Origin of the sequence: Promicromonospora sukumoe (assembly GCF_014137995.1) — a bacterium.
Classification (GTDB): domain Bacteria; phylum Actinomycetota; class Actinomycetes; order Actinomycetales; family Cellulomonadaceae; genus Promicromonospora; species Promicromonospora sukumoe.
In genome coordinates, this window is the sequence record NZ_JACGWV010000002.1 from 826,720 (window position 1) to 852,338 (window position 25,619).

Here is a 25,619-nt window from a genome sequence, read left to right on the forward strand (position 1 = left end):
CGCCTCGTTAGAGTCCGGTCTCTAGAGAGAGATCTCCACAAACGACCACCGAGAGGAATTCCCATGGCACCGACCGCGGACGACGTCTATGCGGCGGCCCCGTTCGTCAGGACGCTCGGCGTCGAGCTCGACCGGATCACGCCGGAGGCCGTCGTCGGGCGGCTGCCCTGGTCGCAGCCGCTGTCCACGGTGGGCGGCGGCCTGCACGGCGGCGCCCTCATGGGGCTGGCGGACGGGACCGCGGCCGTCTGCGCCTCTGTCAACGGCGAGCCCGGCGCGCTGCCTGCCACCGTCGACTCGACGACCCACTTCCTGCGCCCGGTCAACGGCGAGGCCACCGCGACGGCCGTGCCCGTCCGGGCGACCAGCCGCCAGGTGCTCGTCGAGGTCAGGGTGACCGACGAGGCCGGCGAGCTGTGCGTGCACGTGCTCCAGACCGTGCGGCTGCTCTACCCCGGGGCATAGGCAGAGCCCGCCGGGACCCGGGGAACAAGGGGTCTCGACGGGCTCGACCTGCGAACGATCGACCTGCGAACGATCGACCTACGAACGCTCGACCTGCGAGGGCTCGGCCGGGGTCAGCCGAACGTCATGGTGAAGACCTGCACGCCCTTCGGCACGTCCAGCTCGACGAGCCCCTCGGTCGGGCCGTCGCCCTCCAGGATCGGGTAGAGCCGCGGGTTGCCGGAGACGTCGATGCTGCGGGTCTCCTCCTCGCCGTCGGCCGTGACCGTCGCCTGGACGGTCCCCTCACCGCCGAGCACCACGAAGACGTCGGTCGAGCGGTACGCGAGGCGCACCTGGGCGTCGTCGGACACGGCCTCCGCGCCCTCGAAGTCGACGTTCCACGTGCCACCGAGCGAGAACGTGTCCTGCTTCTGGTCGTCCGCGAGCGTGAACTCCTTGCGGCCCGCGGCGTACTGGGGCTCGCCCGAGTAGTTGATGACGCGCTTGATGGAGAAGTACGTCTCGGGCGTGATCTGGTCGAGCGGGGTCGCGTCCTGCACCGTGGTCGCGCCGGGCAGGTCGACGCCGGGGTTGGCGTCGGCCAGCAGCTCGCGGATCAGGTTCTCGGTGTCCTGGTACCCGCCCTCACCCAGGCGGATGTGCCGCACAGTGCCGTCGGCGTCGATGAGGTACTGGGCGGGCCAGTAGCGGTTCCGGTACGCCGTCCAGGTGGAGTACGAGTTGTCCTGGGCGATCGGGTAGGTCACGCCGAGGTCCTTCGCGCCGGCGATCACGTTGCGCGTCTCGCGCTCGAAGGCGAACTCCGGCGTGTGCACGCCGATCACCTCGAAGCCCTTGCCGACGTCGGCGTACTTGTCGTACCAGGCGTTGATGTGCGGGATGGACCGCTGGCAGTTGATGCACGAGTAGGTCCAGAAGTCGACGAGCACGACCTCGCCGCGCATCGCCTCGAGCTGGAGGGCCTTGCCGTCCGGCGTGTTCAGCCACTTGTCGATGCCGCGGATCTCCGGCGCCGTGCCGCAGTCCTCCAGCTCCGGCGCGCCGTTCGAGCAGTTGGACAGCTCGCGGTTCTCGTCGGTCACGAGGCCGCCGAGGTCGAGCGCCTCGCGCACCGTCTCCGAGGAGTCGATGCGCTGCTGGAGCGCGCCCGTGTAGTCGGGCAGCAGCCGCTGGATCGCGGCGGGCGCGTTGAAGGCCAGGGCGATCGCCAGCAGGATGACGACGATGCCGCCGCCGGTGCGGATGGCCTTCGTGTGCCGCTGGAAGGCCTGCACCCGCTCGGCGATCCGCCGTCCGGCCAGGGCGAACAGGAGCAGCGGGAGCGCGGCGCCGACGGCGAACGACACGGTCAGCGCGACCGTCTCGACCCCGATGTTGCCCGTCGCACCCGCGACCGTGATCGCGGCGAGCACCGGTCCGGCGCACGGCACGTAGAGCACGCCGAGGCCGAGACCGAGAACGAAGGCGCCCCGGTCCTGCCGAGCCGCGCCGCGCTTGGCCCCGAAGGCGGCGATGCGCTGGAAGGGCCGCTCCAGGATCATCTCGAACCGCGGCACGATCATGCCGATACCCAGCAGCACCAGCAGCGTGATGCCCGCCCAGCGCAGCAGGTCCTGCGGCAGCCCGAGCACGGACAGCAGCAGGGAGCCGAGCAGCGTGAAGAAGCTGAAGCTCAGGACCAGGCCCGCGATCACGATGTAGGGGCGCCAGGACCGCCGGGTGCGGACCTCGGTGTCCGGGGTCGCAGTGGCGACCGATCCGCCGCTACCGCCCGGGTCCGGAGACTTCTTGGACCGGGCGTCGTCGCTGGTCCGGTTACGTGCCCCCTGGACTCCGCCCGCGAAGAAGATGGCCGGGAGCATGGGGAGGATGCACGGCGAGATGCCTGTGATCAGGCCGCCGAGAAGGCCGATAACGATGAGTGTTCCCATGTGCCGGGTTCGGCGTGCGGCCTGTTCCGGATGGGTTCCGGGACGGGTTGCCGGGCGGGGACGGACCGGACGCGGGCCCCGTCGAAAATTGATCCGCACCGACCCCCATCCGGGGAGGCGACGGCTCCGAACCCCGGTCAAGACACCCCGTGAGACGCGGGGTGACGCCACACCGAGGAGAGACCGATGAACGCTCGAACCCGCACGTCCTACGCCGTCGCCGGTATCGCCACGCTGGCCATGCTCGGCCTCTCGGCCTGCAGCATGGACTCGTCGGGCGACGACACCGGATCCGACACTTCCGCGTCCGAGGAGGCGACCGACTCGATGACCGAGGAGTCGCCCGCCGAGGACGACGCCATGGCCGACCCCGCCGCGAACCTCGTGGGCGAGGGCTGCGCCGCTTACGCCGAGGAGGTGCCGGACGGTCCCGGCTCCGTCACCGGCATGTCCACCGACCCGGTGGCCGTGGCGGCCTCCAACAACCCGCTGCTGACCACGCTGGTCTCCGCCGTCAGCGGTGAGGTCAACCCCGACGTGAACCTCGTCGACACGCTGAACGGTGACGAGTTCACCGTGTTCGCCCCGGTGGACGACGCCTTCAAGTCGATCGACGCCGAGACCATGGACACCCTGTCCACGGACGCCGACCTGCTGACCGCGATCCTCACGTACCACGTGGTCCCCGGCCAGCTCACGCCTGACGAGGTGGTCGGCGAGCAGACCACGGTCGAGGGCGACACCGTCGAGGTCACCGGCAGCGGCGACTCGCTCAAGGTGAACGACGCCAACGTGATCTGTGGTGGCGTGATGACCCAGAACGCGACCGTCTACCTGATCGACTCGGTGCTCATGCCCCCGATGTGATCCATCCAGCATGACGAGCAGAGCGCCTGTCCCGGCTCGGGACAGGCGCTCTGCTTTGTCGTGCGGTGTGTGCTTCCAGCCCTGTGCGCGTCCGGCGAGCGGGAAAGGCTCAGGCGCCCAGGACCACGATGGGCGCCGTCGTCGGCTGCTCGGAGCCCGACTTCGGCTCGACCGAGACGGCCATGCCGACGCCGTGCTGACCCTGGACGAGCGACGTCGCCTGGCCGTCGTGCGTGGCGAGCAGGCCCGCGGAGGAGACGCTGCCGTCGCCCTCGACGACCCAGAGCTGGTACGCCTGGTCCGCGTCGAGCGCGGGCAGGTCGTCCGCGCGGAAGAGCATGTCGTCGCCGGCGACCAGCACCGACGCCTCGCCGCCGCCCTGGACGGCACCGCGCAGGATCGAGCTGTCGGGGTCCGCCAGCATCTCCGAGACGACCTGGGCCTGCTCGCGCAGGCGGTCGCGCTCGGCGGACACCTGGACGGCGACCGTCGTCGGCACCGCGATGGCGAAAGCGGCGGCGACCGCGGCCACGGCCGTGCCCCAGCGCCGACGGCGGCGGCTCGCGAGGTCCACGACCTCGGCGCCGCCCGACGACGGGGCCGTGCCCGCCGCGGACACCACGGAACCCTGCTCGGGGTCCGGGCCGGCCGGCGACGCGGGAGCGGCCGGCGGAGCGGCGGGAGCAGCCGGCGAGGCGGCGGGAGCGGAAGCCGCCTCCGCCGTCGGGCCATGGAGCTGGGCCGTGTCCTGGACCTGGGCGAGCACGCTCGCGCGCAGCGCGGCGGGCGGCTCGGCCTCGACCACGAACGCCGCGACCACGTCGCGGTACTCGTCGAGCGCACGGCGCGCGTCGGCGTCCGACGCGAGCAGGCGCTCGACCGCCTCGCGGTCGGCGTCGTCCAGGGCGCCCAGGGCGTACCCGGGGAGCAGGTCCCAGACGTCGCCGGCCAGGCCGTCGGTGCCGGTACCGGTCGTCTCGTCAGCCACGTCCCACCTCCAGGCAGTCGCGCAGCCGGTTGAGGCCGTCGCGGATGCGGCTCTTGACGGTCGGGAGGGCCTTGTCCAGGCGCTCGGCGACCTCGCGGTACGTCAGGCCGCCGTAGTACGCGACCACGACCGCCTCACGCTGCGTCGGGGTGAGCCCCTCGATGCAGCGGCGCACGGCCGAGCCTTCGAGGCGTCGTTCGACGTCCTCGACCACGACGTCCCGTTCCGCCTCGTTGGTGCGCAGGTCGGTGTCCCGCTGGTCGCGGTCCCGGTGCGCCTGCTCCGACCGCACACGGTCGACCGCACGACGGCGCGCCAAGGTGGCCACCCAGGTACGGGCGGAACCGCGTGCGGCATCGAACCGCGAAGCCGTCTGCCACACCTCCACCATCACCTCCTGGGTCACCTCGGCCGCATGATCGGGATCGCGCAGCACGCCGAGCGACGCGCCGTAGGCTACCGGCCCCAGCGCGTCGTACACAGGCGTGAACGACGAAGGGTCACCGCCGGCGCACGCGACAAGGAGTGCGTCGACGGATTCCCGCGACGAGGTCCGGACTGGTGGTGATGCCACCCGCCCAGTCTGCCCCACATCGTCCTCCGATCGTGTCTGCACAGCAGGTTCGGCGCCGTCGTGCTCCCGGATGGGGTGATCCGCGTCACCAGTCGTGGACGGAACCGTCCTGCAGCCGGTTGACCGGGAGGTAGCCGGGCTCGTACGGGTGCGCGGCCGCGAGCTCCTCGTCCAGCTCGACGCCGATGCCGGGGGCCTCGCCCGGGTGCAGGTGACCGTCCTCGAACGTGTACGCGTGCCGGAAGACCTCGTTCGTCAGGTCGGTGTGGCCCGAGTACTCCTGGATGCCGAAGTTGTGGATCGCCAGGTCGAGGTGGATCGCGGCGGCCATGCCCACCGGCGAGATGTCCTCGGGGCCGTGGATCGCGCTCTTGATCCCGCGCTGCCCCGCGTAGTCGAACAGCTTGCGCATCGGGCTGACACCGCCGAAGTGCGTGACGGCGGAGCGCACGTAGTCGATGAGGCGGTCGTCGATCAGCGTCTGGTAGTCGAAGACGGTGTTGAACACCTCGCCGATCGCCAGCGGCGTCGTCGTGTGCTGCCGCACCAGGCGCAGGGCCTCCTGGTCCTCGGCGGGCGTGCAGTCCTCCAGCCAGAACAGGTCGTAGGGCTCCAGGTCCTTGCCGAGGCGGGCGGCCTCGATCGGGGACAGCCGGTGGTGCGCGTCGTGCAGCAGCGGCAGGTCCGGGCCGAACTCGTTGCGCACGGCCTCGAAGACCCTCGGGATGTACCGCAGGTAGGCGGCGGTGTCCCAGTCCTCGACGACCGGCCGGGCGAGCACGTCGGGCGCCGAGCCGTCGTCCGACGTCGTGGTGTGCACGCCGTAGACGGACTCGAGGCCCGGCACGCCGCTCTGGATGCGGATGCTCTGGTAGCCGCGCTCCTGGAGCGCCCGTACGGAGTCGAAGATCTCCGGCAGGCTGGAGCCGTTCGCGTGCCCGTAGGCGCGGATGCGGTCACGGCTCGCGCCGCCCAGGAGCTGGTACAGCGGCAGGCCGGCGACCTTCGCCTTGATGTCCCACAGCGCGACGTCGACGGCGGCGATCGCGGCCATCGTCACCGGGCCGCGCCGCCAGTAGGCGCCCCGGTAGAGGTACTGCCAGGTGTCCTCGATCCGGTGCGGGTCACGGCCGATCAGCAGCGGCACGACGTGGTCGCGCAGGTAGCTGACGACGGCGAGCTCGCGGCCGTTCAGGGTGGCGTCGCCCAAGCCGGTCACCCCGTCGTCCGTGGTGATCTGGAGCGTGACGAAGTTACGGCCGGGCGAGGTGACGACGACCTTCGCGTCGACGATCTTCATGCGGAAACCTTCTGTCGATGGTGCGGGGAAGAGTGGTGCGGGCGTCAGCCCATGGAAGCGCGGTGTCAGCCCTTGGTGGCGCCGGCGGTGAGCCCGGCCACGAGGAAACGCTGCCCGAAGATCGCGGCCAGCAGGACCGGCACGGTCATGAGGGTCGCAGCCGCCATGAGCCCGCCCCAGTCGGTGCTGGCGTAGGACATGAAGTTGAACAGCAGCACGGGCATCGTCACCGTGCGCTCGTCCGCGAGGATCAGCGCGAAGATGAAGTTGTTCCAGCTGAAGATGAATGCCAGCACCGCGGCCGACGCCGTGCCGGGCGCCGCGAGCGGCAGCGCGATCCGCAGGAACGCCCCGAAGGCGGACAGGCCGTCGGTCCGTGCGGCGTCCTCCAGCTCGACCGGCAGACCCTCGAAGAAGCCGATCATGATCCACAGGATCAGCGGCACCGAGACGAACATGTGGCTCAGGATCAGCACCAGGTGGCTGCCCACCAGGCCGAGCTGCGCGAACATGTAGTACCAGGGCACGAGCAGCGAGATGGCCGGGATGATGCGGGCCACGAGGACCGTCGAGCCGGTGCGGCGCATCCGGAACCGGCCCACCGCCCAGGCGGCCGGCACGGCGATGACCACGCTGAGCGCCGTCGAGACCACACCGATCAGCATCGAGTTGCCGAACGAGTGCACGAGGGCGCCGTCTGCGAGGACGTTGCGGAAGTTGTCCCAGGTGGGCGAGAAGACCAGGCCGACCGTCGGGTCGGTGACCTGCACGTTCGTCTTGAACGCCGCGGCGATCATCCAGATGATCGGCAGCGAGATCACCGCGCAGACGACGGTGATCAGCACGCCGCGCAGGACGCGGAAGGTGGTGGTGGCGCTCACGAGGCGCTCCTCTCGGTGCGGCGCCGCAGCACGACCACGATCGCGACGATGAACAGCGTGAACAGGACGAGCAGCGCGGAGGCTAGGCCGTACTCCTGGTAGTCGAAGGTCAGGCCGTACGCGTAGACGTTCAGCGTCTCGGCCTCGAAGTCCGAGCCGCCGCCCGGCCCCTTGGTCGCGTAGATCAGGTCGAACGTCTTCAGGGCGTCGACGCCGCGGAGCACGAGCGCCGTCAGGATCGTGGTGCGGAGCATCGGCAGGATGATGTGCACGAAGCGCTGCCAGGCGTTGGCGCCGTCGACCCGGGCGGCCTCCTCCGGCTCCTCGGGCAGCGTGGTCAGGCCGGCCAGCAGCAGCACGGTCATCATCGGGGTCCACTGCCAGACGTCGATGAGCATCAGGGTGGGCAGCGACTGCGACACCGACCCGAGGAACTCCTGGGGCGGGACGCCCACGAAGCCGAGCAGGTGGTTGGCGATGCCGTTGGTCGGGTCGAGGATGAGCATCCACAGGATGCCGATCGCGACCGGCGTGGCCAGCAGCGGGACCATCAGGATGGTGCGGACGATCTCCATGCCGCGGAAGGCCTTGCGCATGAGCATCGCCAGGGCCAGCCCGAGCACGGTCTCCAGCACGACGGCGCCGAGCGTGAACGTGACCGTGCGGCCGACGGCGGGCCAGAACCGGCGCGTGTCCGTGAGGGCGTCCGCGAAGTTCTGCAGGCCCACGTAGGAGCTGCCCGCGTTCACGGCGCCGAACGCGTCGGTGAGGCTGAGGTTGATCGTGAAGACCAGCGGGAAGGCGATCATCAGGCCCACGAAGCCGAGGGCCGGCGCGAGCAGGGCCCACTTGAGGCGGCGGTTGGCCTGCTCGAAGGTCACGAACGTCTTGCCGGACGGCGGCGTGCGGCGCGTGCTGCTCTCGGGGCCGACGGCGGTGGGGGCGGTGGTCGTCGTCATCAGAACTCCTGCTGACGGTTGTCGCGGACGAGGAAGTCGTTGAACTCGGCGTCCGCGTCGGCGGCCACGGACGCGACGTCCTCGCCGACGATCCCGGACACCAGCGGGCGGCCGACGATGTCGCGGGCGCGACCCACCTGCATCACCTCGGGGCGGTCGTGCCCCACGCCGTTGGCCGCGTTGATGCGCATCGCCTCGGCGAGGTCGGCGGGGAAGGACGCCAGCGTCGCCGGGTCGTCCCAGACGGACTGGCGCGCGCCCGGGATGCCCTCGGACTGGAGGCGGGCGACCATCTCGGGGCTGGAGGCCCAGCGGAGGAACTCCCACGAGTCGTCCCGCAGCAGCGAGAACTCGTTGACCGCCAGGCTCCACGACGGGATGTTGTGCGGCACGGAACCCGCCTGACCTGCGGGGAAGGGTGCGAAGCCCACGGTGTCGGTGACGGTGGAGATCGAGGTGTCGAGGAAGTTGCTGTAGATGGCGTCGGCGTCGACGTACATCGCGGCCTTGCCCTGCGCGAAGATCGGCATGGCCTGTTCGAGGCTCATGTTGGTGGCGCCGGGCGGGCCGGCGTCGTGCAGCAGGCGGCCGTAGAACTCGTACGCGGCGACCGCTTCGGGCGTGCCGATGCCGGACCGGCCGTCGACAGTGAAGTCGCCGCCGAACGAGTAGAGGAAGCTCGACCACTGGGTGACGGCGCCGGCCCGCTGGCCGCGGCCGACGAACCCGAAGAAGCCGTCGTCGCGCCGCTGGGTCTCCAGGGCGATGTCGAGCATGTCGTCGAGGGTCTTCGGCGCCCCGCCGAACTCCTCGAGCAGGTCCTTGCGGTAGTACAGCGCCGGACGCTCGGTGACGACGGGGACGCTGACCGCGGCGCCGCCCGTGATCGACCGCTCGCGCGGGGCGTCCTGGAAGTCGGTCCAGCGGTAGTCTGCGTCGTCCTCGACCCGGTCGGTGAGGTCGGCGATCCAGCCGTTGCGCGCGAACATCATCTGGTCCTGCAGCGGCCGGATCGTCATGACGTCGATGTCGGTGGCCGAGGCGTTGAGCTTGACGTTGAAGCTGGAGGTGAGCTGGTCGGCGGTCAGCATGCGCATGGACACACGGCGGCCGATCCGCTCCTCGAACTCCGGCAGATAGCGGGTGATCGCCTGTGTCCAGACGTGGTTGATCGCGAGCACCCGCAGCGGGGCGTTCGGGCTCGCCGTCTGCGGGCCGCGCGAGCAGGCGGCCAGCACGGACGCCGCGGACGCCGCGGCGAGCACGCCGAACGACCGCCGGCTCAGCTCGAGGCCGCGCGCCGCCCGGCCCCTGTGTACGTGTGTCATGACGTGTTGCCACACCTCCATGTGTGCCCGCCTCGTTGAGTGCGGGATATTCGCCCTCTCAGCGGCTGAGGAAGGGCGAATATCCCGCACTCAACGAGGGAAGGAGCGTCAGTGGTCCAACTGGTAGGACCAGTTGGACCGTAGCACGGTGGCCTGGGCGGTTCCAAAGGGGCTGGTGGGGTTCGGCGCGCGGTTCGTGCGCGCGCGAAGGCAGTCCCGCCTAGCGCTCCAGCAAGGTCTCGATGTGGCGGGATGCCATCAGGTCCAGGCCCACGTCGAGGTCCGGGCCGTAGGTGCGCAGGCCGAGCGCGAGGTGCTCCCGCATCCGGTCCCGGGCGAGGGCCACGTCGCGCGCCTGGATCGCCTCGACGATCTCGGGGTGGTGCGGCACGCCCGGCTCCCCGATCCGCGGGTCGGAGTTGGAGCGCAGCATCATCTCGAACATCATGCCGCCGATCGACGACAGCATGATCCGCAGCACCGGGTTGCCGCAGGCCGCGGCGATCGTGTCGTGGAAGCGGAGGTCCTCGCGCGCCTTGTCGACGACGTCGCCGGCCGACTCGACCCGGTCGAGCGCCCGCACGATCGCCTCGACCTGCTCGTCCGTGGCCCGCTCCGTCGCGAGCCCGGCGATCTCGACCTCGAGCGGTATCCGCGCCTCGATGAGCTGCCGGACTGTCGGGCGCTCGGTGCGGTAGAGCGCGTCGTAGCCGCGGGCGTGCGCCGAGGACTGGTCGGTCACGAACGACCCGCGGCCCGGCGCCACCTCGATGAGGTCGGTCGCCTCCAGACGGCGGAGCACCTCGCGGATCACGTTCCGGCTCGCCCCGAACTGCACCGCGAGCTCGCGCTCGGACGGCAGCTTCGAGCCGACGGCGCGCTCCCCCGCCCGGATCTGCTGCTCCAGCTGACGCGCGATGTGCTCGGTGAGCAGGCCCCGCCGGCCGGTCGTGCCCGTGTCACGGGGGTCCGACGGCGGCACGAGGGGGGAAGTCATGCGTCGAGGATAAGCACCGGAAGGACCAGGTCAGCACTGCTCGTAGGCGTACGCCTCGTCCTCGGGCCCCACCAGGTCACGGTCGCGCAGGATGGTCAGCGGGCCGCGGTCCGGGTCGGCGCAGACGGCGTCGAACCCGTCGGGCAGGTTGTCGGTGTACTCGATCTGCAGCACGTGCTCCCCGTACACGTCCGTGTAGGCGCCGCACTCGGTGTACGCCGCGCACTCCTCGGTGACGGCGAAGTCGAACCCGAGCTCACGCCCCGCCGTCGTCGCCTCGGCGGCGTTCTTCTGCCCGATGGCGAGGCCCGCCCCGTGCGCGAGGTCGATGTACGCGCCGGCGAGCGCGAGGGCGGCGTCCTCCTCGATCAGCCCCGTGTCCGGGTCGTCGAACCGCGTCCACGTGTCGAGGTTGTCGATCTCGACGCCGGAGAAGCCCGCGTCGGCGCAGCCCGTGAGCACGGGGCCGAGCAGGTCGAGGATGCGGTCGCGCTGCTCCTCGGTCGACGGGTCGAGGATGTACTCGTCGGGCCAGTCCGGGTCGATGACGAGCTCTCCCGCGGCGTCGTGCAGCAGCAGGTCCTCGTTGTCGCCGAGCCAGAGGTCCGCCTGGCCGGGCTGGGTCTGGAAGCCGTTGACGTAGCAGATGCCGTAGGCGCCGTCCGCGGGCTGCGCGGTCGCGTCGCGGACGACGACGTCGAGGCCGCCGTCGAGCTCGTAGGCGGTGCCGAGCTGGTAGTCGAAATGCCCCGTCGTCGGCGGGAGGGTGACGGCCGCGGCGTCGGCGTCGGAACCGGAGCCCGTGCCGGCGCCGCCGTCGGCCGTGGCGGCCGCGGTGCTCTCCGCCTCCTGCCCCGCGGTCGGACTGCTCTGGCAGCCCGTGAGCACGAGGGCGAGGACGAGGACGACGATCAGCTGCGGCATCCGCCGATCGTAACGAGCACCGCGGCCAAGCAGCGGGTCAGCCGGCGATCGCCTCGGCGATCGGCGTGCCGCCGTTGCCGAACGCGATGGTGCGCCCCACCGTGCTGTCGTCCACCAGGGCCGCGGCGATCACGCCGGCGACGTCGGCGCGCGCGACGCGGCCGTCACCCGGCTCGGCCACCTCGACGAGACCGGTCGGCTCGTCGAGCGTGAGCGGGCCGGGCTGGAGGATCGTGTAGTCGAGCCCGGTGCCGCGCAGGTGCTCGTCGGCCGCCGTCTTGGCCTCCGCGTAGGCGAAGAACGAGTTGTCCTCCGGCACGCCGTGGTCGGGGCCGGCGCCCAGGTAGGACACCATCACGTAGCGCGCGACGCCGGCCGCCTTCGCGGCGTCCATCGACCGGATCGCGGCGTCCCGGTCGACGGCGTAGGTGCGCGTCGGGTTGCCCCCGCCGGCACCCGCCGACCAGACGACGGCGTCCTGCCCTCGCACGAGGTCGGCGATCCCTTCGGTGTCGAGCAGCTCGACGTCGGCGACCAGGGGCGTCGCGCCCGTGGCCGCGACCTCCTCCTGGTGGTCGGGGTTGCGGAAGACGCTGGTGACCTCGTCACCTCGCTCGACGAGCAGGGGCGCGAGGCGCAGCGCGATCTTTCCGTGGCCACCGATGATCAGAACGCGGGACATGGTGCTTCCTTCCGTCAGGTTCGGCTCCAGGCTATGCCGGAACCTCACGGCAGATACGGTCGCAGCGCGTCGAGGGCGAAGTCCATGAGGTCCCGACCCAGCCGAGGGTCCCGGGCCTGCGCGCCGGGCTGGACCAGCCTGCCGTCGTCGAAGTAGTCGCCCGGGCGCGCGGGCCCGGTGAGCGCGGCCAGCACGTTGTCCGCCCCGCGCCGCACCGAGACGCCGCCGACGCTGAACATCGCGTGCAGCAGCGGGGTGCTGATCACACCGGGGCTGAGGCTCACGGGCGTGACGCCCCGGCCGGCCAGGCGGTCGGCCAGCGACCGGGTGTACAGGATGATCGCGAGCTTGGACCGGGCGTAGGCCCGGACGGCGTCGTACGCGCGCTCCAGCTCGATGTCCGGGAGGTCGAGGTCGGTCATCTCGTGCGTGGCCGACGCGAGGTTCACGATGCGGGCGTCGTCCGCGAGCGCCGGCAGGAGCCGCTCGGTGAGGAGCACCATCGCGAGGAAGTTCACCTGGAGGGTGCGCTCGTGCTTGTCCTGCGTGATCTGCCGGACCATCGAGCCGGGGACGCCGGCGTTGTTGACGACGGCGGCGATCGGGCTGCCGGCGAGCGAGGTCATGGTGTCGGCCGCCTCGGCGACGTCGGCGAGCGACTCGAAGTCGCACTGCACGTAGCTGACGGCCGCCGAGCCCTCGGTGAGCACGTGGAGCGCGGGTCGGACCTTCGTCTCCGGCTCGGGGCCGTGGACGATCACGTGGCCGACCCGGCCGACGAGCTCACGGGCGGTCTGGAGCCCGATGCCGCCAGTGGCACCGGTGACGATCACGGTCGATTCTTCGGAGATCATGCCGCTCCTCGTGGCTCGCCTGGTGGCTCACCTTCGACGAGCGTAGGCACGAGGTTGTCCGGTAAGTAACCCCTGTGCCACCAGTTTCACCCGGTACGTCTCGCGCCCTGCGAGACAGGTCCCGGAGGCCCGGCCGCCTCGCGACGTCGGGCCGGTATCACTCCGGACATTCGCGCTGCCCGTGCGGCGGCTGATATCCCTGGGACGGAGCCGCCGCCACGTTCCCGACATCGAGGGATGATGATGAACGCACCTGGCCTGCCCGACGCCGAGACGATCGAGACAGTCCTCACGTCCCGGGACGGGCCGTGGTACCCCGGTGCACGTGTGCTGTCGGTGCGGGACCTGTCGCAGGGCCTGAGCCGGGCGGCGGTGCTCCGGGTCTGCGTGGCGGTGCCGCACGCCGAGCCGGCGGCCTGGATCGTCAAGGTGCCGCGCTGGGGCCAGCCGTCCCTGCTCGACTCGCGCGACGCGGACCTGGACGACCGCGAGGCCCGCTTCTTCCGGAGCGGCCTGCCCGGCCTGCTACCGCGGGGCGTGACGACGCCGCCCCACGTCATGGTGGTCAGCCACAACGGGCTGGACTGGATCATCATGCGCGACGTCGACGCCGTCCTCCAGCAGAGCTGGACGCCCGCCTCGGCGACGGCGGTGGCGGAGCGCGCCGCGCTGCTGCACGTGCCGGGCGACATGGAGCCGGGTGTGCTGGACGCGCCGTGGCTGGAGCGGGCGGGTCATTCCGCCTACGCCCACCACGTCGGGGCCGGGCACGACAACCTGGAGCTGCTGTCCGGCGACCCGCGGCTGCGGAACCTGTTCACGCCGGAGCAGGTCGACGCGCTGCACGCCGGCCTGGACGCCGCACCGGAGCTCGCGGACCGCGCGGCGGAGCTGCCGACCACTCTCGTCCACGGCGACCTCACGCCCCGCAACGCGGCCCTGGGCGCCGACGGTTCCCTGCTCCTGATCGACTGGGAGCACGTCGGGGTGGGGCCGGTCGGGTACGACCTGGGCACGTTCGTCTCGATGTACCGGGCCTTCGGCGGGCGGGGCGAGCTGGACGAGCCCGCCGTCCTGGAGGTGTACGCCGACGCCGTCAGCACGCTGGCGGGTACCAACCTGCGCGCGGCCGCCGCCCTCGGCTTCGCCGTCGCGCACCTCACCTGGGGGCTGCACCTGCGGCTCGGTCCCGGTCTGACCGCCGTCCGGCAGGGCCTGAACCGGGACGCGCCCGCGAAGCTCGCCGCGCACCTCGTCGACATCCGGTCGGGGTGCCTGCGCGCCCTGTCCTGGGCGCCGGTGACCGAGGCGGTCACGGCGGGACGCTGAGGCGGCTCCCTGCCGGCCGTGACCTGGCTGGGTCACGCCGCCGGCGAACGCCCCGCGACGGAAGTTGACGGAGGGTTCAAGTTAGACCTACCGTCCTTGACATGACAACGAGTGACACGGTCGCCGAGGCGACCCTGGTGGTCGAGACCCCGGCGGAGGTGACCCCCGGCGCCGACGGCGCCCCGGTCGCCTCCTCCCCGTTCCAGCTCCTGCCCACGGACGACACGTTCGGCGTCTGCTCCGTGGACGGGGTGTGCTCCTGATGGCCGGCGCGTTCGGCCGAGCCGCCGACAAGCTCGTGATCGACGTCTGGAGCGACGTCATGTGCCCGTTCTGCTACATGGGCGACGCGCTCCTGGAGCAGGCCCTGGAGCAGTTCCCGCACTCCGACCGGGTCGAGGTGCGCTACCACAGCTTCCTGCTGATGCCGCAGCTCACCGAGGACGCACCGGTGGACCTCATGGACCTGCTGGTGGCCGAGAAGGGCTTCCCGCGCGAGCAGGCCGCGGCCATGCACGAGCAGATCTCGGAGCGCGGCCGGCAGCTCGGCCTGGACTACCGCTTCGAGCAGGCGCAGGCCGTGGGCACGCGCACGGCGCACCAGCTCAGCCACTTCGCGGCGGGCCACGGCAAGCAGCACGAGATGGTGCAGCGGCTGTTCAAGGCCTACTTCACGGACGGCCTGAACGTCGCGGACCACCAGGTCCTGGGCGACCTGGCCGCCGAGGTCGGCCTGGACCGCGACGCCGCGCTCGCGGCACTCGCCTCCGAGGAGTTCGCCGGCGCCGTCGAGGCCGACATCCAGCAGGCCCGGCAGTACGGGATCCAGGGCGTGCCGTTCTTCGTCTTCGCCGGCAAGTACGCGGTGTCCGGCGCGCAGCCGGTCGAGTCGTTCGTGCGCACGCTGGAGACGAGCTGGAACGAGACGGTCGGCTCCCCCGCGGCCGCGGCGACCGGGGCCGGGACGGCTCGATGACCGCTGACCCGCCGCGGCTCCGGGCCGACGCGCAACGGAACGTCGAGGGCATCCGCCTGGCCGCCCTCGACGTGTTCCGCGCGGGCGGGCTGAACAGCCCGCTGGACGAGGTCGCGCGGGCGGCGGGCGTCAGCAAGGGCACCATCTACCACCGCTTCGGCGGCCGGCAGGGCCTGATCGACGCCGTGGTGGAGGACCTGTTCGCCGAGCGGATCTCAGGCATCATCACGGCGGTGGGCGCCGTCGAGGACCCCGTCGAACGGTTCGAGAGCTACCTGCGCCAGATCTGGCTGCTCTCGTTCGACGAGCCCGCGGCGAACGACGTGCTGCTGCGCGCGCAGCCCGGCTCCGGGATGCTGATGGCGCTGTGCGAGCGCGCCAGCGAGGTCGTGGGCGGGTTCCTCGCCGACGCCCAGGCGACCGGCGCGATCCGCGCCGACCTCACGCCGGACGACGTCGACGTGCTGATCTGGGAGCGCGGCATCATCGCCCGCGCCTGCGACCAGCGGCAGCGCGAGGACTTCGTCCGGAGCTGCGAGCACACGCTCCGGGGTCTGCGCAGCGCGCCGTAGCGCCTGGTTCGGCGGTTCGGGGTCCGACGACGGCGGCTAGCGTGGGGGTCATGCAGCCTGCGGTGGAGCGGACAGCCCGGCCGGTCGTCGTCCTCGACGTGCTCGGCACCCTCGTGGACCAGGCCGGGAGCCTGCGCCGGCGCGTCGCCGAGGCGGCGGGCCTCGACGCCGACGCCGCGGCGGACGTCGTCGGGCGCTGGCTCGACCACGTCGCGGAGCAGGAGCGGGAGATCGTCGCGCGCCGTCGGCCGTTCGCCGCGAGCGACGTGCTCGACCGGGAGGCCCTGGACGCGCTCGCACGCGAGGAGCGGCTGTCGCCCGACGCCGCCGCGGCGCTGGCCGACGCCTCCGAACGGCTGGAGCCCTGGCCCGACACGGTGCACGGCCTCGACCGGCTCGCCGCCGACGTCACGGTGGTCGGCCTCTCGAACGCGAGCCGCCGGTCCCTCGCCGGGCTCAGCGCGGGCGCCGGCCTGCGGTGGCACCAGGTGCTCTCCGCCGAGGACGCCGGCACCTACAAGCCAGCCCCGGGGATCTACGAGCTGGCGCTGCGCAGCGTGCCCGCGACGTCGGGCACGCCGTTCATGGTGGCCGCGCACGCCTGGGACCTGCGCGGGGCCGCGGCCGCCGGCCTGCGCACGGCGTACGTACCCCGGCCCGACGGCGACGCACCGGCCCCGGACGACACGTTCGACCTGTACGCGACCGACCTCCAGGACCTGCACGCCCAGCTCCTGGATCTCGCCGGCGGCACGCCCTAGCGCGGCCTGCCGGCCGGCAGCGCCCTAGCCCTGCCGGAGCCGGGCGATCGCGGCGCCGAGGTCGGTCTCGACGCCGTCGGGCCGCTGGAGGCCGTGCTCGAACAGGAGGCCGACGAACGGCCGGTGCTCCTGGCGTCCCGCCGTCGCGAAGTAGGCCTCCAGCCCGCGGGCGAGCTCGTCGTCGGCGGGCAGGGTCGCGACGTCGACCAGCTTCTTGATGCCCGCGACCGCCACCTTGTCGAAGCCCGCGATCCGGCGGGCGAACGCGTCGGTGACGTCCTCCAGCTCGGCGTCGGGGACCAGCCGGTTCACGTACCCGTACTCGGCGGCCCGCGCGGCCGGCACGTCCTCGCCGCCGAGCAGGATCTCCAGCGCCCGGCCCCGGCCGACCAGCCGGCCCAGGCGCGCCATCGGCCCGCCCCCGGGCACGGCGCCCACACCGACCTCGAACTGGCCGAGCACGGCCTGCTCGGACGCGAACCGGATGTCGGTGGCCAGGACGAACTCGCTGCCCGCGCCCCGGGTGCGGCCACGGATCTCCGAGACCGTCGCGACGGGCACGCGGCTCAGCCGCACGAAGTTGTCCAGGTAGGGGTGCAGGCCCGTCGGCCCGGGCGGCATGCCGACGACGCGCGCGGTGTCGGACAGGAAGTCCCAGTGCGCCATGAAGTAGCCGGGGGTGTCGCTGCGGAACACGACGACCGTGAGGTCGGGGGCCGCCTCGATGCGGTCCACGAGCGCCGCGAGCTGCTCGACGGTGTCGGGGTCCAGCAGGTTGACCGGCCCGTTGTCGAAGGTCACCCGCCAGTAGGACGGCGAGACCTCGTCGACGTGGAACTGCTCGGTGCTCATGGTCGCGCTCCTTCCGGGCGGGCCACCCGGCTCACCAGACGAACTGCTGGCCGCCGTCGATGTCGTACGTCGCGCCGGTCAGCGCGGTGTTGGTCATGAGGTGGACGGCGAGCGCGGCCACGTCCTCGGGTCCGACGACCCGCCCGATCGGCAGGGTGTCGCGCAGCTCGGCGCGGCGCTCGTCCAGCTTGTCCCCCAGGAGCGACGCCGACAGCGGAGTGTCGACGAAGCCCGCGGCGATCAGGTTGACCCGCACCGGCGCGATCTCCAGCGCGAGAGCCGCCGTGAACGGCGGCAGCGCGGTGGTGGTGGCCGACGCGATCCCGAGCCCGTGGCCGACGCGCCGCGCCCCGGTGCCGCCCATGAGCAGGATCGTCCCGCCGGGCCGCAGCCGGCCGGCGACGTTCCGGGCCACGTCCAGGGCCACGACCATGTGGTCGCTGAGCGCCTCGCGCACCCCGGCGGCGTCCATCTCCAGCAGGGGCCCGTAGTGGGGGCCGCCGGCCGTGATCAGCACGTGGTCCAGCGGGTCGGGCAGGTCCCCGAAGAACCGGGCGAGGGCGGCGGAGTCCGTGGCGTCGAAGGCCGCGGTCTCCCGCGCGCCGACGTCGGCCGCGGCGCGCTCCAGCCGGGCCGGGTCCCGCCCGGTGAGGACGACGTCGGCGCCCTCGGCCCGGGCCCGGCGCGCGGTCTCCAGCCCGATGCCCGCGCTGCCCCCGACCACGATGACGGTCCGTCCGGCCAGCTCGGGTGCGCGCGGCCCGGGCACGTGCGGCGCGGGAGTGCCGGTGCTCATGATTCCTCCGTCGCGGCGCCCTCGCCGTCGCGCCCCGTCGCGCCCGTCGCCGACGCGGTCCGCCGCGTCTCGACCGTACGCCCGCGGACGGGCGCACGCCCCTGGGAGCCGGCAGTGCCCGGCTAGGCTCCCGGACGTGATCGTGACCGACCTCGACGGCCTGCCCGTGCGCCTGCGAGCGCCGCACGACCTGTCCTTCACGGCGCGCTGGGGCCGCGTGTTCGCGGTCCTGGACCAGCAGGACTCGGGCAACCTCTGCCTCGGGATCGAGGGCCCGGCGGGCCGGGTGTTCGTCAAGTACGCGGGCGCGCCCACCGTGCGGTACGACGGCGACGTCGCGGAGGCCGCCGCCCAGGCCCGGCGGGCCGCGGAGGTCTACCGGGCGCTCGCGCACCCCACGCTCGTGACGCTGCGTGAGGCCGTGGACGTCGGGGCGGGCCACGCCCTGGTGTTCGACTGGACCGACGCGACGCCGGTCGGCCGGCAGTACGAGCAGTCGCACGTCGTCCGGGGCATGGACCTGGCCGCCCGGGTGGACGCAGTGCGGCAGGTCTACGACTTCCACGCGCACGCGGCGGCGCTGGGCTGGGTCGCGATCGACCTGTACGACGGGTCGGTCATGGTCCAGCCGGGCACCGGTCGCGTCGTCCTGTGCGACCTCGACCTCTACGAGCGAGCGCCGGTGGTCAACCGGATGGGGCGGATGTGGGGCTCGTCGCGCTTCATGTCGCCCGAGGAGTACGAGCTGGGCGCTCCGATCGACCAGGTGACGAACGTCGTCGCGCTCGGGACGCTCGCGCACACCTTCCTGGGGGACGACGCGACACGGTCGCCCGCGGCCTGGGCCGGCTCGGCCGCGCAGCTCGCCGTCGCGGACCGCGCGACGCACCCCGACCGGGACGCGCGCTGGCCGTCGGTCGCGGCACTCGCCGAGGCCTGGCGCGCCGCTGTTAATCTTCCGGCATGCCGGACAGCCTGAGCAGCCCCGACGGCGGCCGGGCCGCCCCCTCGACCTTCGGCGCGCCCGTCTCGCCGCAGGGCGTGGACGCCCCGCTGCGCCGGTCCGCCGTCTTCCTCGTGCTCGTCATGAACGACGGCGACGAGGCGGCCCGCACCGTCCGCGAGGTGCTCGCCGACCTCGACGGACTGGTCCGGACGGTCGGCTTCCGCGACCTGGCCAACCCGGTGTCGTGCACGGTGGGCATCGGCAGCCGCGTCTGGACGGAGCTGACCGGGCGGAAGCAGCCCGCCGAGCTGCACCCGTTCCGCGAGATCGCCGGCGCCGCGCACACCGCGGTCTCCACCCCCGGCGACCTGCTGTTCCACATCTGGTCGGACCGCCAGGACCTCTGCTTCGAGCTGGAGCGGCTGCTGCTCGCCGCGCTCGGCTCCGCCGTCACGACCGCCGACGAGGTGTCGGGGTTCCGGTACTTCGACACGCGCGACCTGCTCGGCTTCGTGGACGGCACGGCCAACCCGGTCGGCCCGGACCTGCCCGCGTCGACCCTGGTGGGCGACGAGGACCCGGAGCTCGCCGGCGGCAGCTACGTCGTCGTGCAGAAGTACCTGCACCCGCTGGCGGCCTGGCAGGCGCTGACCACGGAGCAGCAGGAGCGGATCATCGGCCGCACCAAGGCCGACGGCGTGGAGCTCGACGACGCGGTCGAGGGCCAGAAGTCGCACAAGACGCTGGCCACGATCACCGACGAGGACGGCGAGCACGACATCCTGCGCGACAACATGCCGTTCGGCCGTCCGGGCCACGGCGAGTTCGGCACCTACTTCATCGGCTACTCCCGGCACCTGTGGGTCATCGAGCGGATGCTGGAGCGCATGTTCGTGGGCGACCCGCCCGGGCTGCACGACCGCATCCTCGACTTCTCGACACCGCAGACGGGCACCACCTTCTTCGTGCCGCCGACGACGGTCCTGGCCGCGCTCGACGCCGGCTGAGGCCCCGCCAACTCACCTCTTTTGTGTGAGGCGCGCACACGGCACCGGCCTAGCGTGGGAGGGGCCCCTTCCCCGACGAGGCGGAGCCCCCATGCGTCCCGACACGCACGCGCGCACGATGCTGCCGATCCCCGACCGGCCCCCGACGGGCCTGACGACGTACGACGCGAAGGACCCGGACACGTCGTACCCGCCGATCGAGCCGCTGCTGCCCCCGCACGGCGCGCCCAACGTGCTGGTGATCCTGCTCGACGACGTCGGGTTCGGGGCCGCGAGCGCCTTCGGCGGGCCGTGCTCGACGCCGACGGCGGAGCGGCTCGCGGCGGGCGGCCTGCGGTTCAACCGCTTCCACACGACGGCGCTGTGCGCGCCGACGCGGCAGGCGCTGCTGACGGGCCGCAACCACCACTCGGTCGGCATGGGCAGCATCACGGAGACGGCGACGTCGGCGCCCGGGAACAGCTCGCTGCGCCCCAACACGAAGGCCCCGCTGGCCGAGACCCTGCGGCTGAACGGGTACTCGACGGCGCAGTTCGGCAAGTGCCACGAGGTGCCGGTGTGGCAGTCGTCGCCGATGGGCCCGTTCGACGCGTGGCCGACGGGCGGCGGGGGCTTCGAGACGTTCTACGGGTTCATCGGCGGGGAGAACAACCAGTGGGCGCCCGCCCTGTACAGCGGGACGACGCCGGTCGAGCCCCCGGCGTCGGCGGAGGAGGGGTACCACCTCACCGAGGACCTCGTGGACCACGCCTGCGCCTGGGTGCGGCAGCAGAAGGCCCTGATGCCCGACAAGCCGTTCTTCGTCTACCTCGCCCCGGGTGCGACGCATGCCCCGCACCACGTGGCGCCCGAGTGGATCGAGAAGTACCGCGGGCGGTTCGACGACGGGTGGGACGTGCAGCGCGAGCGGACGTTCGCCCGGCAGAAGGAGCTCGGGGTGGTGCCGCAGGAAGCCGACCTGACGCGGCGGCACGACGAGATCCCCGCCTGGGACGACATGCCGGACGAGCTCAAGCCCGTGCTCGCGCGCGAGATGGAGGCGTACGCGGGCTTCCTGGAGCACACGGACGTGCAGGTGGGGCGCGTGATCGACACCCTGGAGGACCTGGGCGTCCTGGACGACACGATCGTCTACTACATCATCGGCGACAACGGGGCGTCGGCGGAGGGCACGGTCAACGGGGCCTTCAACGAGATGGCGAACTTCAACGGCATGGCCGCCCTGGAGACGCCCGAGTTCATGCGCTCGAAGATGGACGAGTTCGGCTCGCCCAGCTCGTACAACCACTACGCCGTGGGCTGGGCGTGGGCCATGGACACCCCGTACCAGTGGACCAAGCAGGTCGCCTCGCACTGGGGCGGCACCCGCAACGGCACGATCGTGCACTGGCCGGGCCGGATCGCCGAGCGCGGCGGGCTCCGCTCGCAGTTCACGCACGTCATCGACGTGGCGCCGACCGTCCTGGAGGCGGCCGGCATCCCCGAGCCCACGATGGTCAACGGCGTGCAGCAGGCGCCCATCGAGGGCACGTCGATGCTGTACGCGTTCGACGACGCGGCGGTCCCCGAGCGGCACGACCTGCAGTACTTCGAGATGTTCGCCAACCGCGGGATCTACGACCGCGGGTGGAGCGCGGTGACCAAGCACCGCACCCCGTGGCTGCTCGTCGACAAGCAGATGCCCGCGTTCGACGACGACGTCTGGGAGCTGTACGACGGCAGCACCGACTTCACGCAGGCGCACGACCTCGCCGCCGAGCGCCCCGAGGTGCTCGCCCGGCTCCAGCGGCTGTGGCTCATCGAGGCCACCAAGTACAACGTGCTGCCCATGGACGACCGGAGCGGCGAGCGGCTCAACCCCGACCTCGCCGGCCGCCCCACCCTCGTCCGCGGCGACTCGCAGATCTTCTTCCCGGGGATGGGCCGGCTGTCGGAGAACAGCGTGGTCAACGTGAAGAACAAGTCCTTCGCGGTGACCGCGGAGGTCGACGTCGCCGAGGGCCCCACCAGCGGCGTCCTCGTGGCGCAGGGCGGGCGGTTCGGCGGCTGGTGCGTGCACACCACGGGCGGTCGGCTGACCTTCACCTACAACGTGCTGGGCATCAGCACGTACGACGTGGTCGCCGACGAGCCCGTGCCGGCCGGCAAGCACCAGCTCCGCGCGGAGTTCGCGTACGACGGCGGCGGGCTGGGCAGGGGCGGCACCGTCACCCTGTTCCACGACGGGACGCCGGTGGGGAGCGGCCGGGTCGAGCGGACGCAGCCGCTGGTCTTCTCCGCCGACGAGACGACCGACATCGGCTACGAGTCCGGCACGACCGTCTCCGGTGCGTACGACATCGGATCGAGCCGGTTCACCGGGCGTGTCGAGTGGGTCCAGATCGACCTGGGCGCCGACGACCACGACCACTACATCAGCCCCGAGGAGCGGCTCCGCGTCGCCATGGCCCGGCAGTAGGCACGACGCCGTGCGCCCCGACCAGCCCGATCCCCGCCGCAGCCCGCGGCACGCCAGGCCCGACGCCGTGGACGCCCTGCGCGGCGGACAGGGCGAGCCGGGCGAGTCCCTCAAGGAGCGCGCCGCCTACCTGTACGGGCTGGTCATCACCGGCTCCGTGCTGGCGTCCGCCCCCGCGGACCTCGGGATCGTCCGGGTCGCGGGCCTGCTGGGCGGCACCCTGCTGGTCTACTGGTGCGCCGAGTCGTACGCGCACCTGATCGCCGCGCGCTCGCTGGCGCGCCGCCCCCTCCGCCCCGCCGAGCGCCGGCACGTGCTCGCCGAGGGGCTGCCGCTCATCGCGGCCTGCACGGCACCGGTCGTGGTGCTCCTGATCGAGTGGGTGCTGCGGGTTCCGGCCACCGTCGCCGTCGACGTCGCGCTCGTCGTCAACCTCGGGCTGCTGCTGGTCGTGGGCTGGCGCATGAGCACCGACGGCGGCCTGCGAGGCAGCAGGCGCCTGGGCGCGACCGCGACGGCGGGCCTGCTGGGCGTCGCCATGATCGGGCTCAAGCTGGCCCTGCACTAGCGGTCGGGTTCCCCCGTCCCCGCGGCGTCGGACGGCGTCGCGGCGGGCCCGGTGTGCAGCACCTCGCGGGCCTGCTCGGCCGCGCGGATGATGTTCTCGCTGATGAAGTCGAGGAACCGGGCGATGTTCTCCAGGCGCGCCGCGGCGGGCGTGCTCGCCCCGAGCACGACGACGCCCTGGCGGGCGGTCGCGGCGAGCTGGTCGTTGGCCCGGGCGCTGGCGATCGTCGACTGGTACCAGACGTCGTTGTCGGCCACGTACCGCTCGCGGCGGCCCTCGTCGCGCTCGCGCCGCACGAGGCCCTGTCCCTCCAGGTACGTGATCGCCTTGGAGACGGACGCCGGGCTGACCTGGAGGCGCTGCACCAGGTCCGCGGCGGTGACACTGCCGGCGTCGGTGGTGAACATGCAGGTCAGCACCCGGGCGGTCATCTTGGTCAGGCCCGAGGCGATGAGCACGCCGGTCAGCGCCTCCTCGAAGTCGGCCACGGCCGCGGCGTCCCGCCCGTGCGCCTGCGGGGCGGCCTGCGCCGCGCGGGGCGCCGCCTGCCGGCTGCGGTGGGCGCGGCGCTCCGTGGCGCGGTGCGCCACCTCGGCGCGGTAGCCCCCGGGTCCGCCGTTGCGCATCACCTCGCGCGTGACCGTGGACGTCGGGCGGTCCAGGCGGCGGGCGATCTCCGCGTACGACAGGTCGTCGGCCACGCCCAGCGCGATCTGCTGACGTTCCTGCTTGGTGAGTCGGCCTCCCGGCATCGCGGTCTCCTCGGTCGGTTCCCCGGGGCGGACCCCCGTGCCCGCCCAGCATAGCGTTCACCTCTCACTCATTGCAATGCAACGAGTCGTTGCGTTGCGTTCTTTTTTGCCCCGTTGCAACAGTTTGTGCGCTGTGACCTGCGGCAATGCTTCTCCAACGCAACAAGCATGTTGCCCAGTTCTGGAAAGCAACGTAGCGTTTGCGATGTCAGAAACACACCGCAGGAACCAGCACAGGAGCAGCACACCATGCAGAACTTCGCCACCCCCGCCCCGATCTCCACCGTCGTCGAGATCCCCGCCGGCCGGGTCCAGCTCATCGCCGCCGACCGCGCCGACACCACCGTCGAGGTGCGGCCCACCAACCCCGGCAAGCCCCGCGACGTGCAGACCGCCGAGCAGACCACCGTCACCTTCGCGGACGGCGTGCTGCAGGTCCGCACGGCCGAGCCGAAGAACAAGCTCACCGGTCACGCCGGGTCCGTGGAGGTCACCGTCCAGCTCCCCGCCGGCTCGGCCCTCGACGGGAAGTCCGACGCCGCCGAGCTCCGCACAGTCGGCCGCCTCGGTGACGTCGCCTTCGACGGCGCCTACCAGCAGATCAAGATCGACGAGGCGGCGAGCGTCCGCCTCACCGCGATCGACGGCGACGTCGAGGTGGGCCGGCTCACCGGTCCCGCCGAGATCAGCACCGGCCGCGGCGACGTCCGGGTCGCGGAGGCCACGAGCGGTTCCGTCGTGCTCCGCACGCAGTCCGGCGACATCACGGTCGCCGCGGGCTCCGGCGTCTCGGCCGCCCTCGACGCCGGTACGGGCCTGGGCCGCGTCAGCAACTCCCTGAAGAACGACGGCACCACCGTGCTCGACATCAGCGCCAGCACCGGGCTCGGCGACATCTCCGCCAGCAGCCTCTGACCGCACCGTCCGGGCCGCCTGGCCCGGACCGGGGCACCACCCGCACCACGCACCACACACCGACCAGCACCACGTCCCGCACCACGAACCGACAGGTGGAGAACATGACGAACAACAGCGCTTCCTCGACCGGCACCGCGTGGTCCGGCCTGGTGCCGGTCGACGACACCCGGCTCGCCGTGACCGACACCGGCGGCCCGGGCCTCCCGATCGTGTACCTGAACGGCCAGTTCGCCACCCAGGGCTACTGGCGCAAGACGCTCGCCGACCTGGGCACCGGCTACCGGCACATCACGTTCGACGAGCGCGCCCGCGGCAAGAAGTCCGGCACGTCGGCCGACTACTCCTTCGAGGCCGCCGTCCGCGACGTCGACGCCGTCCTCGCCGCCCGCGGCGTGGAGAAGGCCCTCGTGGTCGGCTGGTCCTACGGGGCCGTCGTCGCGGCCCACTGGGCGCAGCGCAACCCGGAGCGCGCCCTGGGCGTGGTCCTGGTCGACGGCGCCTTCCCGCACGACTGGCTCGACGACGCGATGGAGGTGCGCATCCGCAAGCTGTTCCGTCGCATGAGCTGGTTCACCGTCCCGCTGCGGATCACGGGCATCACGCCGCGGATGACCGCCGCGGAGCAGGCCGAGAGCAACATCGAGCTCGGCAGGCTGTCCCGGGAGGCCACCCTGGCGCCGGTGCTGAACGACATCCGCGTCGCGGTCCGGTACGTCGTGGCCTCGGGCACGTCCCTGGGCAGCAAGGGCGACGAGCAGGAGCAGATCCGGGCCGGCCTGGAGGCGGCGACCGCCGAGAACCCGAACGTCCGGATCAGCGCCAAGGTCCCCAGCAACCACGGGGCGATCCTCAGCAAGGACTTCCACGCGATCGGCGACGCCGTCCGGGAGGTGGCGGACCTGAGCCGCGCGCAGAAGTAGGCACCACCAGC

Annotated in this window: 27 protein-coding genes; 13 read left to right on the forward strand and 14 right to left on the reverse strand. The window is 72.3% G+C overall.

The features are described from left to right. Positions 1-63: 63 nt before the first annotated feature. Complete coding sequence (locus FHX71_RS20670) at positions 64-465, forward strand: PaaI family thioesterase (protein ID WP_182619326.1); 402 nt, start codon at positions 64-66, stop codon at positions 463-465. Between the two features lie 113 nt (positions 466-578). Here FHX71_RS20670 and FHX71_RS20675 read toward each other — a convergent pair whose 3' ends face one another. Next, complete coding sequence (locus tag FHX71_RS20675) at positions 579-2,399, reverse strand: cytochrome c biogenesis protein CcdA (RefSeq protein WP_182619327.1); 1,821 nt, start codon at positions 2,397-2,399, stop codon at positions 579-581. A gap of 186 nt (positions 2,400-2,585) precedes the next feature. On the opposite strand from FHX71_RS20675, the gene FHX71_RS20680 reads away from it, so the two are divergent. Then, positions 2,586-3,266: a fasciclin domain-containing protein gene (locus FHX71_RS20680; RefSeq protein WP_182619328.1), complete on the forward strand. Its 681-nt coding sequence runs from the start codon at positions 2,586-2,588 to the stop codon at positions 3,264-3,266. 109 nt (positions 3,267-3,375) lie between these two features. On the opposite strand, the gene FHX71_RS20685 is transcribed toward FHX71_RS20680, so the two are convergent. The 10 genes from FHX71_RS20685 to FHX71_RS20730 form a co-directional block, all read right to left on the reverse strand. Then, positions 3,376-4,254 (reverse strand): anti-sigma factor, encoded by an 879-nt coding sequence (locus tag FHX71_RS20685; protein WP_182619329.1) that lies wholly within the window; start codon positions 4,252-4,254, stop codon positions 3,376-3,378. After that, positions 4,247-4,828 carry an ECF RNA polymerase sigma factor SigK gene (gene sigK, locus FHX71_RS20690; protein WP_182619330.1) on the reverse strand — a complete coding sequence of 194 codons (582 nt, stop codon included), beginning with the start codon at positions 4,826-4,828 and terminating at the stop codon, positions 4,247-4,249. Before sigK ends, FHX71_RS20685 begins: the two co-directional genes overlap by 8 nt. Positions 4,829-4,913: 85 nt before the next feature. After that, complete coding sequence (manD, locus tag FHX71_RS20695) at positions 4,914-6,128, reverse strand: D-mannonate dehydratase ManD (protein ID WP_182619331.1); 1,215 nt, start codon at positions 6,126-6,128, stop codon at positions 4,914-4,916. A gap of 65 nt (positions 6,129-6,193) precedes the next feature. After that, positions 6,194-7,009 (reverse strand): carbohydrate ABC transporter permease, encoded by an 816-nt coding sequence (locus FHX71_RS20700; RefSeq protein WP_182619332.1) that lies wholly within the window; start codon positions 7,007-7,009, stop codon positions 6,194-6,196. Continuing rightward, entirely contained in the window at positions 7,006-7,968 is a 963-nt protein-coding gene (locus tag FHX71_RS20705) for a carbohydrate ABC transporter permease (RefSeq protein WP_246403354.1), read from the reverse strand. The genes FHX71_RS20700 and FHX71_RS20705 overlap by 4 nt, the downstream gene beginning before the upstream one ends. Beyond that, positions 7,968-9,296 carry an ABC transporter substrate-binding protein gene (locus FHX71_RS20710; RefSeq protein ID WP_182619333.1) on the reverse strand — a complete coding sequence of 443 codons (1,329 nt, stop codon included), beginning with the start codon at positions 9,294-9,296 and terminating at the stop codon, positions 7,968-7,970. Before FHX71_RS20710 ends, FHX71_RS20705 begins: the two co-directional genes overlap by 1 nt. A 220-nt stretch (positions 9,297-9,516) precedes the next feature. Further along, on the reverse strand, positions 9,517-10,293 hold the full coding sequence (locus tag FHX71_RS20715) for a FadR/GntR family transcriptional regulator (RefSeq protein ID WP_182619334.1): 777 nt from the start codon (positions 10,291-10,293) through the stop codon (positions 9,517-9,519). A 30-nt stretch (positions 10,294-10,323) separates the two neighbouring features. Next, a complete protein-coding gene (locus tag FHX71_RS20720) occupies positions 10,324-11,217 on the reverse strand; it encodes an endo alpha-1,4 polygalactosaminidase (RefSeq protein WP_182619335.1) in 894 nt (297 codons plus the stop codon). 37 nt (positions 11,218-11,254) lie between these two features. Further along, a complete protein-coding gene (locus tag FHX71_RS20725; RefSeq protein ID WP_182619336.1) occupies positions 11,255-11,899 on the reverse strand; it encodes an SDR family oxidoreductase in 645 nt (214 codons plus the stop codon). Between the two features lie 44 nt (positions 11,900-11,943). Then, positions 11,944-12,753 (reverse strand): SDR family NAD(P)-dependent oxidoreductase, encoded by an 810-nt coding sequence (locus FHX71_RS20730; protein ID WP_182619337.1) that lies wholly within the window; start codon positions 12,751-12,753, stop codon positions 11,944-11,946. Between the two features lie 243 nt (positions 12,754-12,996). Here FHX71_RS20730 and FHX71_RS20735 point away from each other — a divergent pair, with 243 nt between their 5' ends. The 5 genes from FHX71_RS20735 to FHX71_RS20755 all read left to right on the forward strand — a co-directional run bounded on the left by FHX71_RS20735 (position 12,997) and on the right by FHX71_RS20755 (position 16,391). Next, entirely contained in the window at positions 12,997-14,082 is a 1,086-nt protein-coding gene (locus tag FHX71_RS20735) for a phosphotransferase (RefSeq protein WP_182619338.1), read from the forward strand. A 101-nt stretch (positions 14,083-14,183) separates the two neighbouring features. Continuing rightward, positions 14,184-14,345, forward strand: coding sequence for a hypothetical protein (locus FHX71_RS20740; protein WP_182619339.1), 162 nt, complete (start codon positions 14,184-14,186; stop codon positions 14,343-14,345). Further along, on the forward strand, positions 14,345-15,058 hold the full coding sequence (locus tag FHX71_RS20745) for a DsbA family oxidoreductase (RefSeq protein ID WP_182620011.1): 714 nt from the start codon (positions 14,345-14,347) through the stop codon (positions 15,056-15,058). The genes FHX71_RS20740 and FHX71_RS20745 overlap by 1 nt, the downstream gene beginning before the upstream one ends. Further along, positions 15,055-15,630 (forward strand): TetR/AcrR family transcriptional regulator, encoded by a 576-nt coding sequence (locus tag FHX71_RS20750; RefSeq protein ID WP_182619340.1) that lies wholly within the window; start codon positions 15,055-15,057, stop codon positions 15,628-15,630. The genes FHX71_RS20745 and FHX71_RS20750 overlap by 4 nt, the downstream gene beginning before the upstream one ends. A 50-nt stretch (positions 15,631-15,680) precedes the next feature. After that, complete coding sequence (locus tag FHX71_RS20755) at positions 15,681-16,391, forward strand: haloacid dehalogenase type II (protein WP_182619341.1); 711 nt, start codon at positions 15,681-15,683, stop codon at positions 16,389-16,391. 24 nt (positions 16,392-16,415) lie between these two features. Here FHX71_RS20755 and FHX71_RS20760 read toward each other — a convergent pair whose 3' ends face one another. Together FHX71_RS20760 and FHX71_RS20765 are read right to left on the reverse strand one after the other, a co-directional pair. Continuing rightward, complete coding sequence (locus FHX71_RS20760) at positions 16,416-17,243, reverse strand: enoyl-CoA hydratase/isomerase family protein (protein ID WP_182619342.1); 828 nt, start codon at positions 17,241-17,243, stop codon at positions 16,416-16,418. 31 nt (positions 17,244-17,274) lie between these two features. After that, on the reverse strand, positions 17,275-18,039 hold the full coding sequence (locus tag FHX71_RS20765) for an SDR family oxidoreductase (protein ID WP_182619343.1): 765 nt from the start codon (positions 18,037-18,039) through the stop codon (positions 17,275-17,277). Positions 18,040-18,175: 136 nt separating this feature from the next. Here FHX71_RS20765 and FHX71_RS20770 point away from each other — a divergent pair, with 136 nt between their 5' ends. The 4 genes from FHX71_RS20770 to FHX71_RS20785 all read left to right on the forward strand — a co-directional run bounded on the left by FHX71_RS20770 (position 18,176) and on the right by FHX71_RS20785 (position 23,018). Then, the gene (locus FHX71_RS20770; RefSeq protein WP_182619344.1) at positions 18,176-19,018 is read left to right on the forward strand and encodes a serine/threonine protein kinase; all 843 of its coding nucleotides are present in this window, start codon (positions 18,176-18,178) and stop codon (positions 19,016-19,018) included. After that, positions 19,003-19,992 carry a Dyp-type peroxidase gene (locus FHX71_RS20775; RefSeq protein ID WP_182619345.1) on the forward strand — a complete coding sequence of 330 codons (990 nt, stop codon included), beginning with the start codon at positions 19,003-19,005 and terminating at the stop codon, positions 19,990-19,992. The genes FHX71_RS20770 and FHX71_RS20775 overlap by 16 nt, the downstream gene beginning before the upstream one ends. A 91-nt stretch (positions 19,993-20,083) precedes the next feature. Continuing rightward, the gene (locus tag FHX71_RS20780) at positions 20,084-22,450 is read left to right on the forward strand and encodes an arylsulfatase (RefSeq protein ID WP_182619346.1); all 2,367 of its coding nucleotides are present in this window, start codon (positions 20,084-20,086) and stop codon (positions 22,448-22,450) included. 10 nt (positions 22,451-22,460) lie between these two features. After that, positions 22,461-23,018, forward strand: coding sequence for a hypothetical protein (locus FHX71_RS20785; RefSeq protein ID WP_312877158.1), 558 nt, complete (start codon positions 22,461-22,463; stop codon positions 23,016-23,018). Here FHX71_RS20785 and FHX71_RS20790 read toward each other — a convergent pair. Next, positions 23,015-23,770 (reverse strand): MarR family transcriptional regulator, encoded by a 756-nt coding sequence (locus FHX71_RS20790; RefSeq protein WP_182619347.1) that lies wholly within the window; start codon positions 23,768-23,770, stop codon positions 23,015-23,017. The genes FHX71_RS20785 and FHX71_RS20790 overlap by 4 nt on opposite strands. A 249-nt stretch (positions 23,771-24,019) precedes the next feature. Here FHX71_RS20790 and FHX71_RS20795 point away from each other — a divergent pair, with 249 nt between their 5' ends. Together FHX71_RS20795 and FHX71_RS20800 are read left to right on the forward strand one after the other, a co-directional pair. Next, entirely contained in the window at positions 24,020-24,685 is a 666-nt protein-coding gene (locus tag FHX71_RS20795) for a DUF4097 family beta strand repeat-containing protein (protein WP_182619348.1), read from the forward strand. Positions 24,686-24,789: 104 nt separating this feature from the next. Continuing rightward, positions 24,790-25,608 carry an alpha/beta fold hydrolase gene (locus FHX71_RS20800; RefSeq protein WP_182619349.1) on the forward strand — a complete coding sequence of 273 codons (819 nt, stop codon included), beginning with the start codon at positions 24,790-24,792 and terminating at the stop codon, positions 25,606-25,608. Positions 25,609-25,619: the final 11 nt, after the last annotated feature.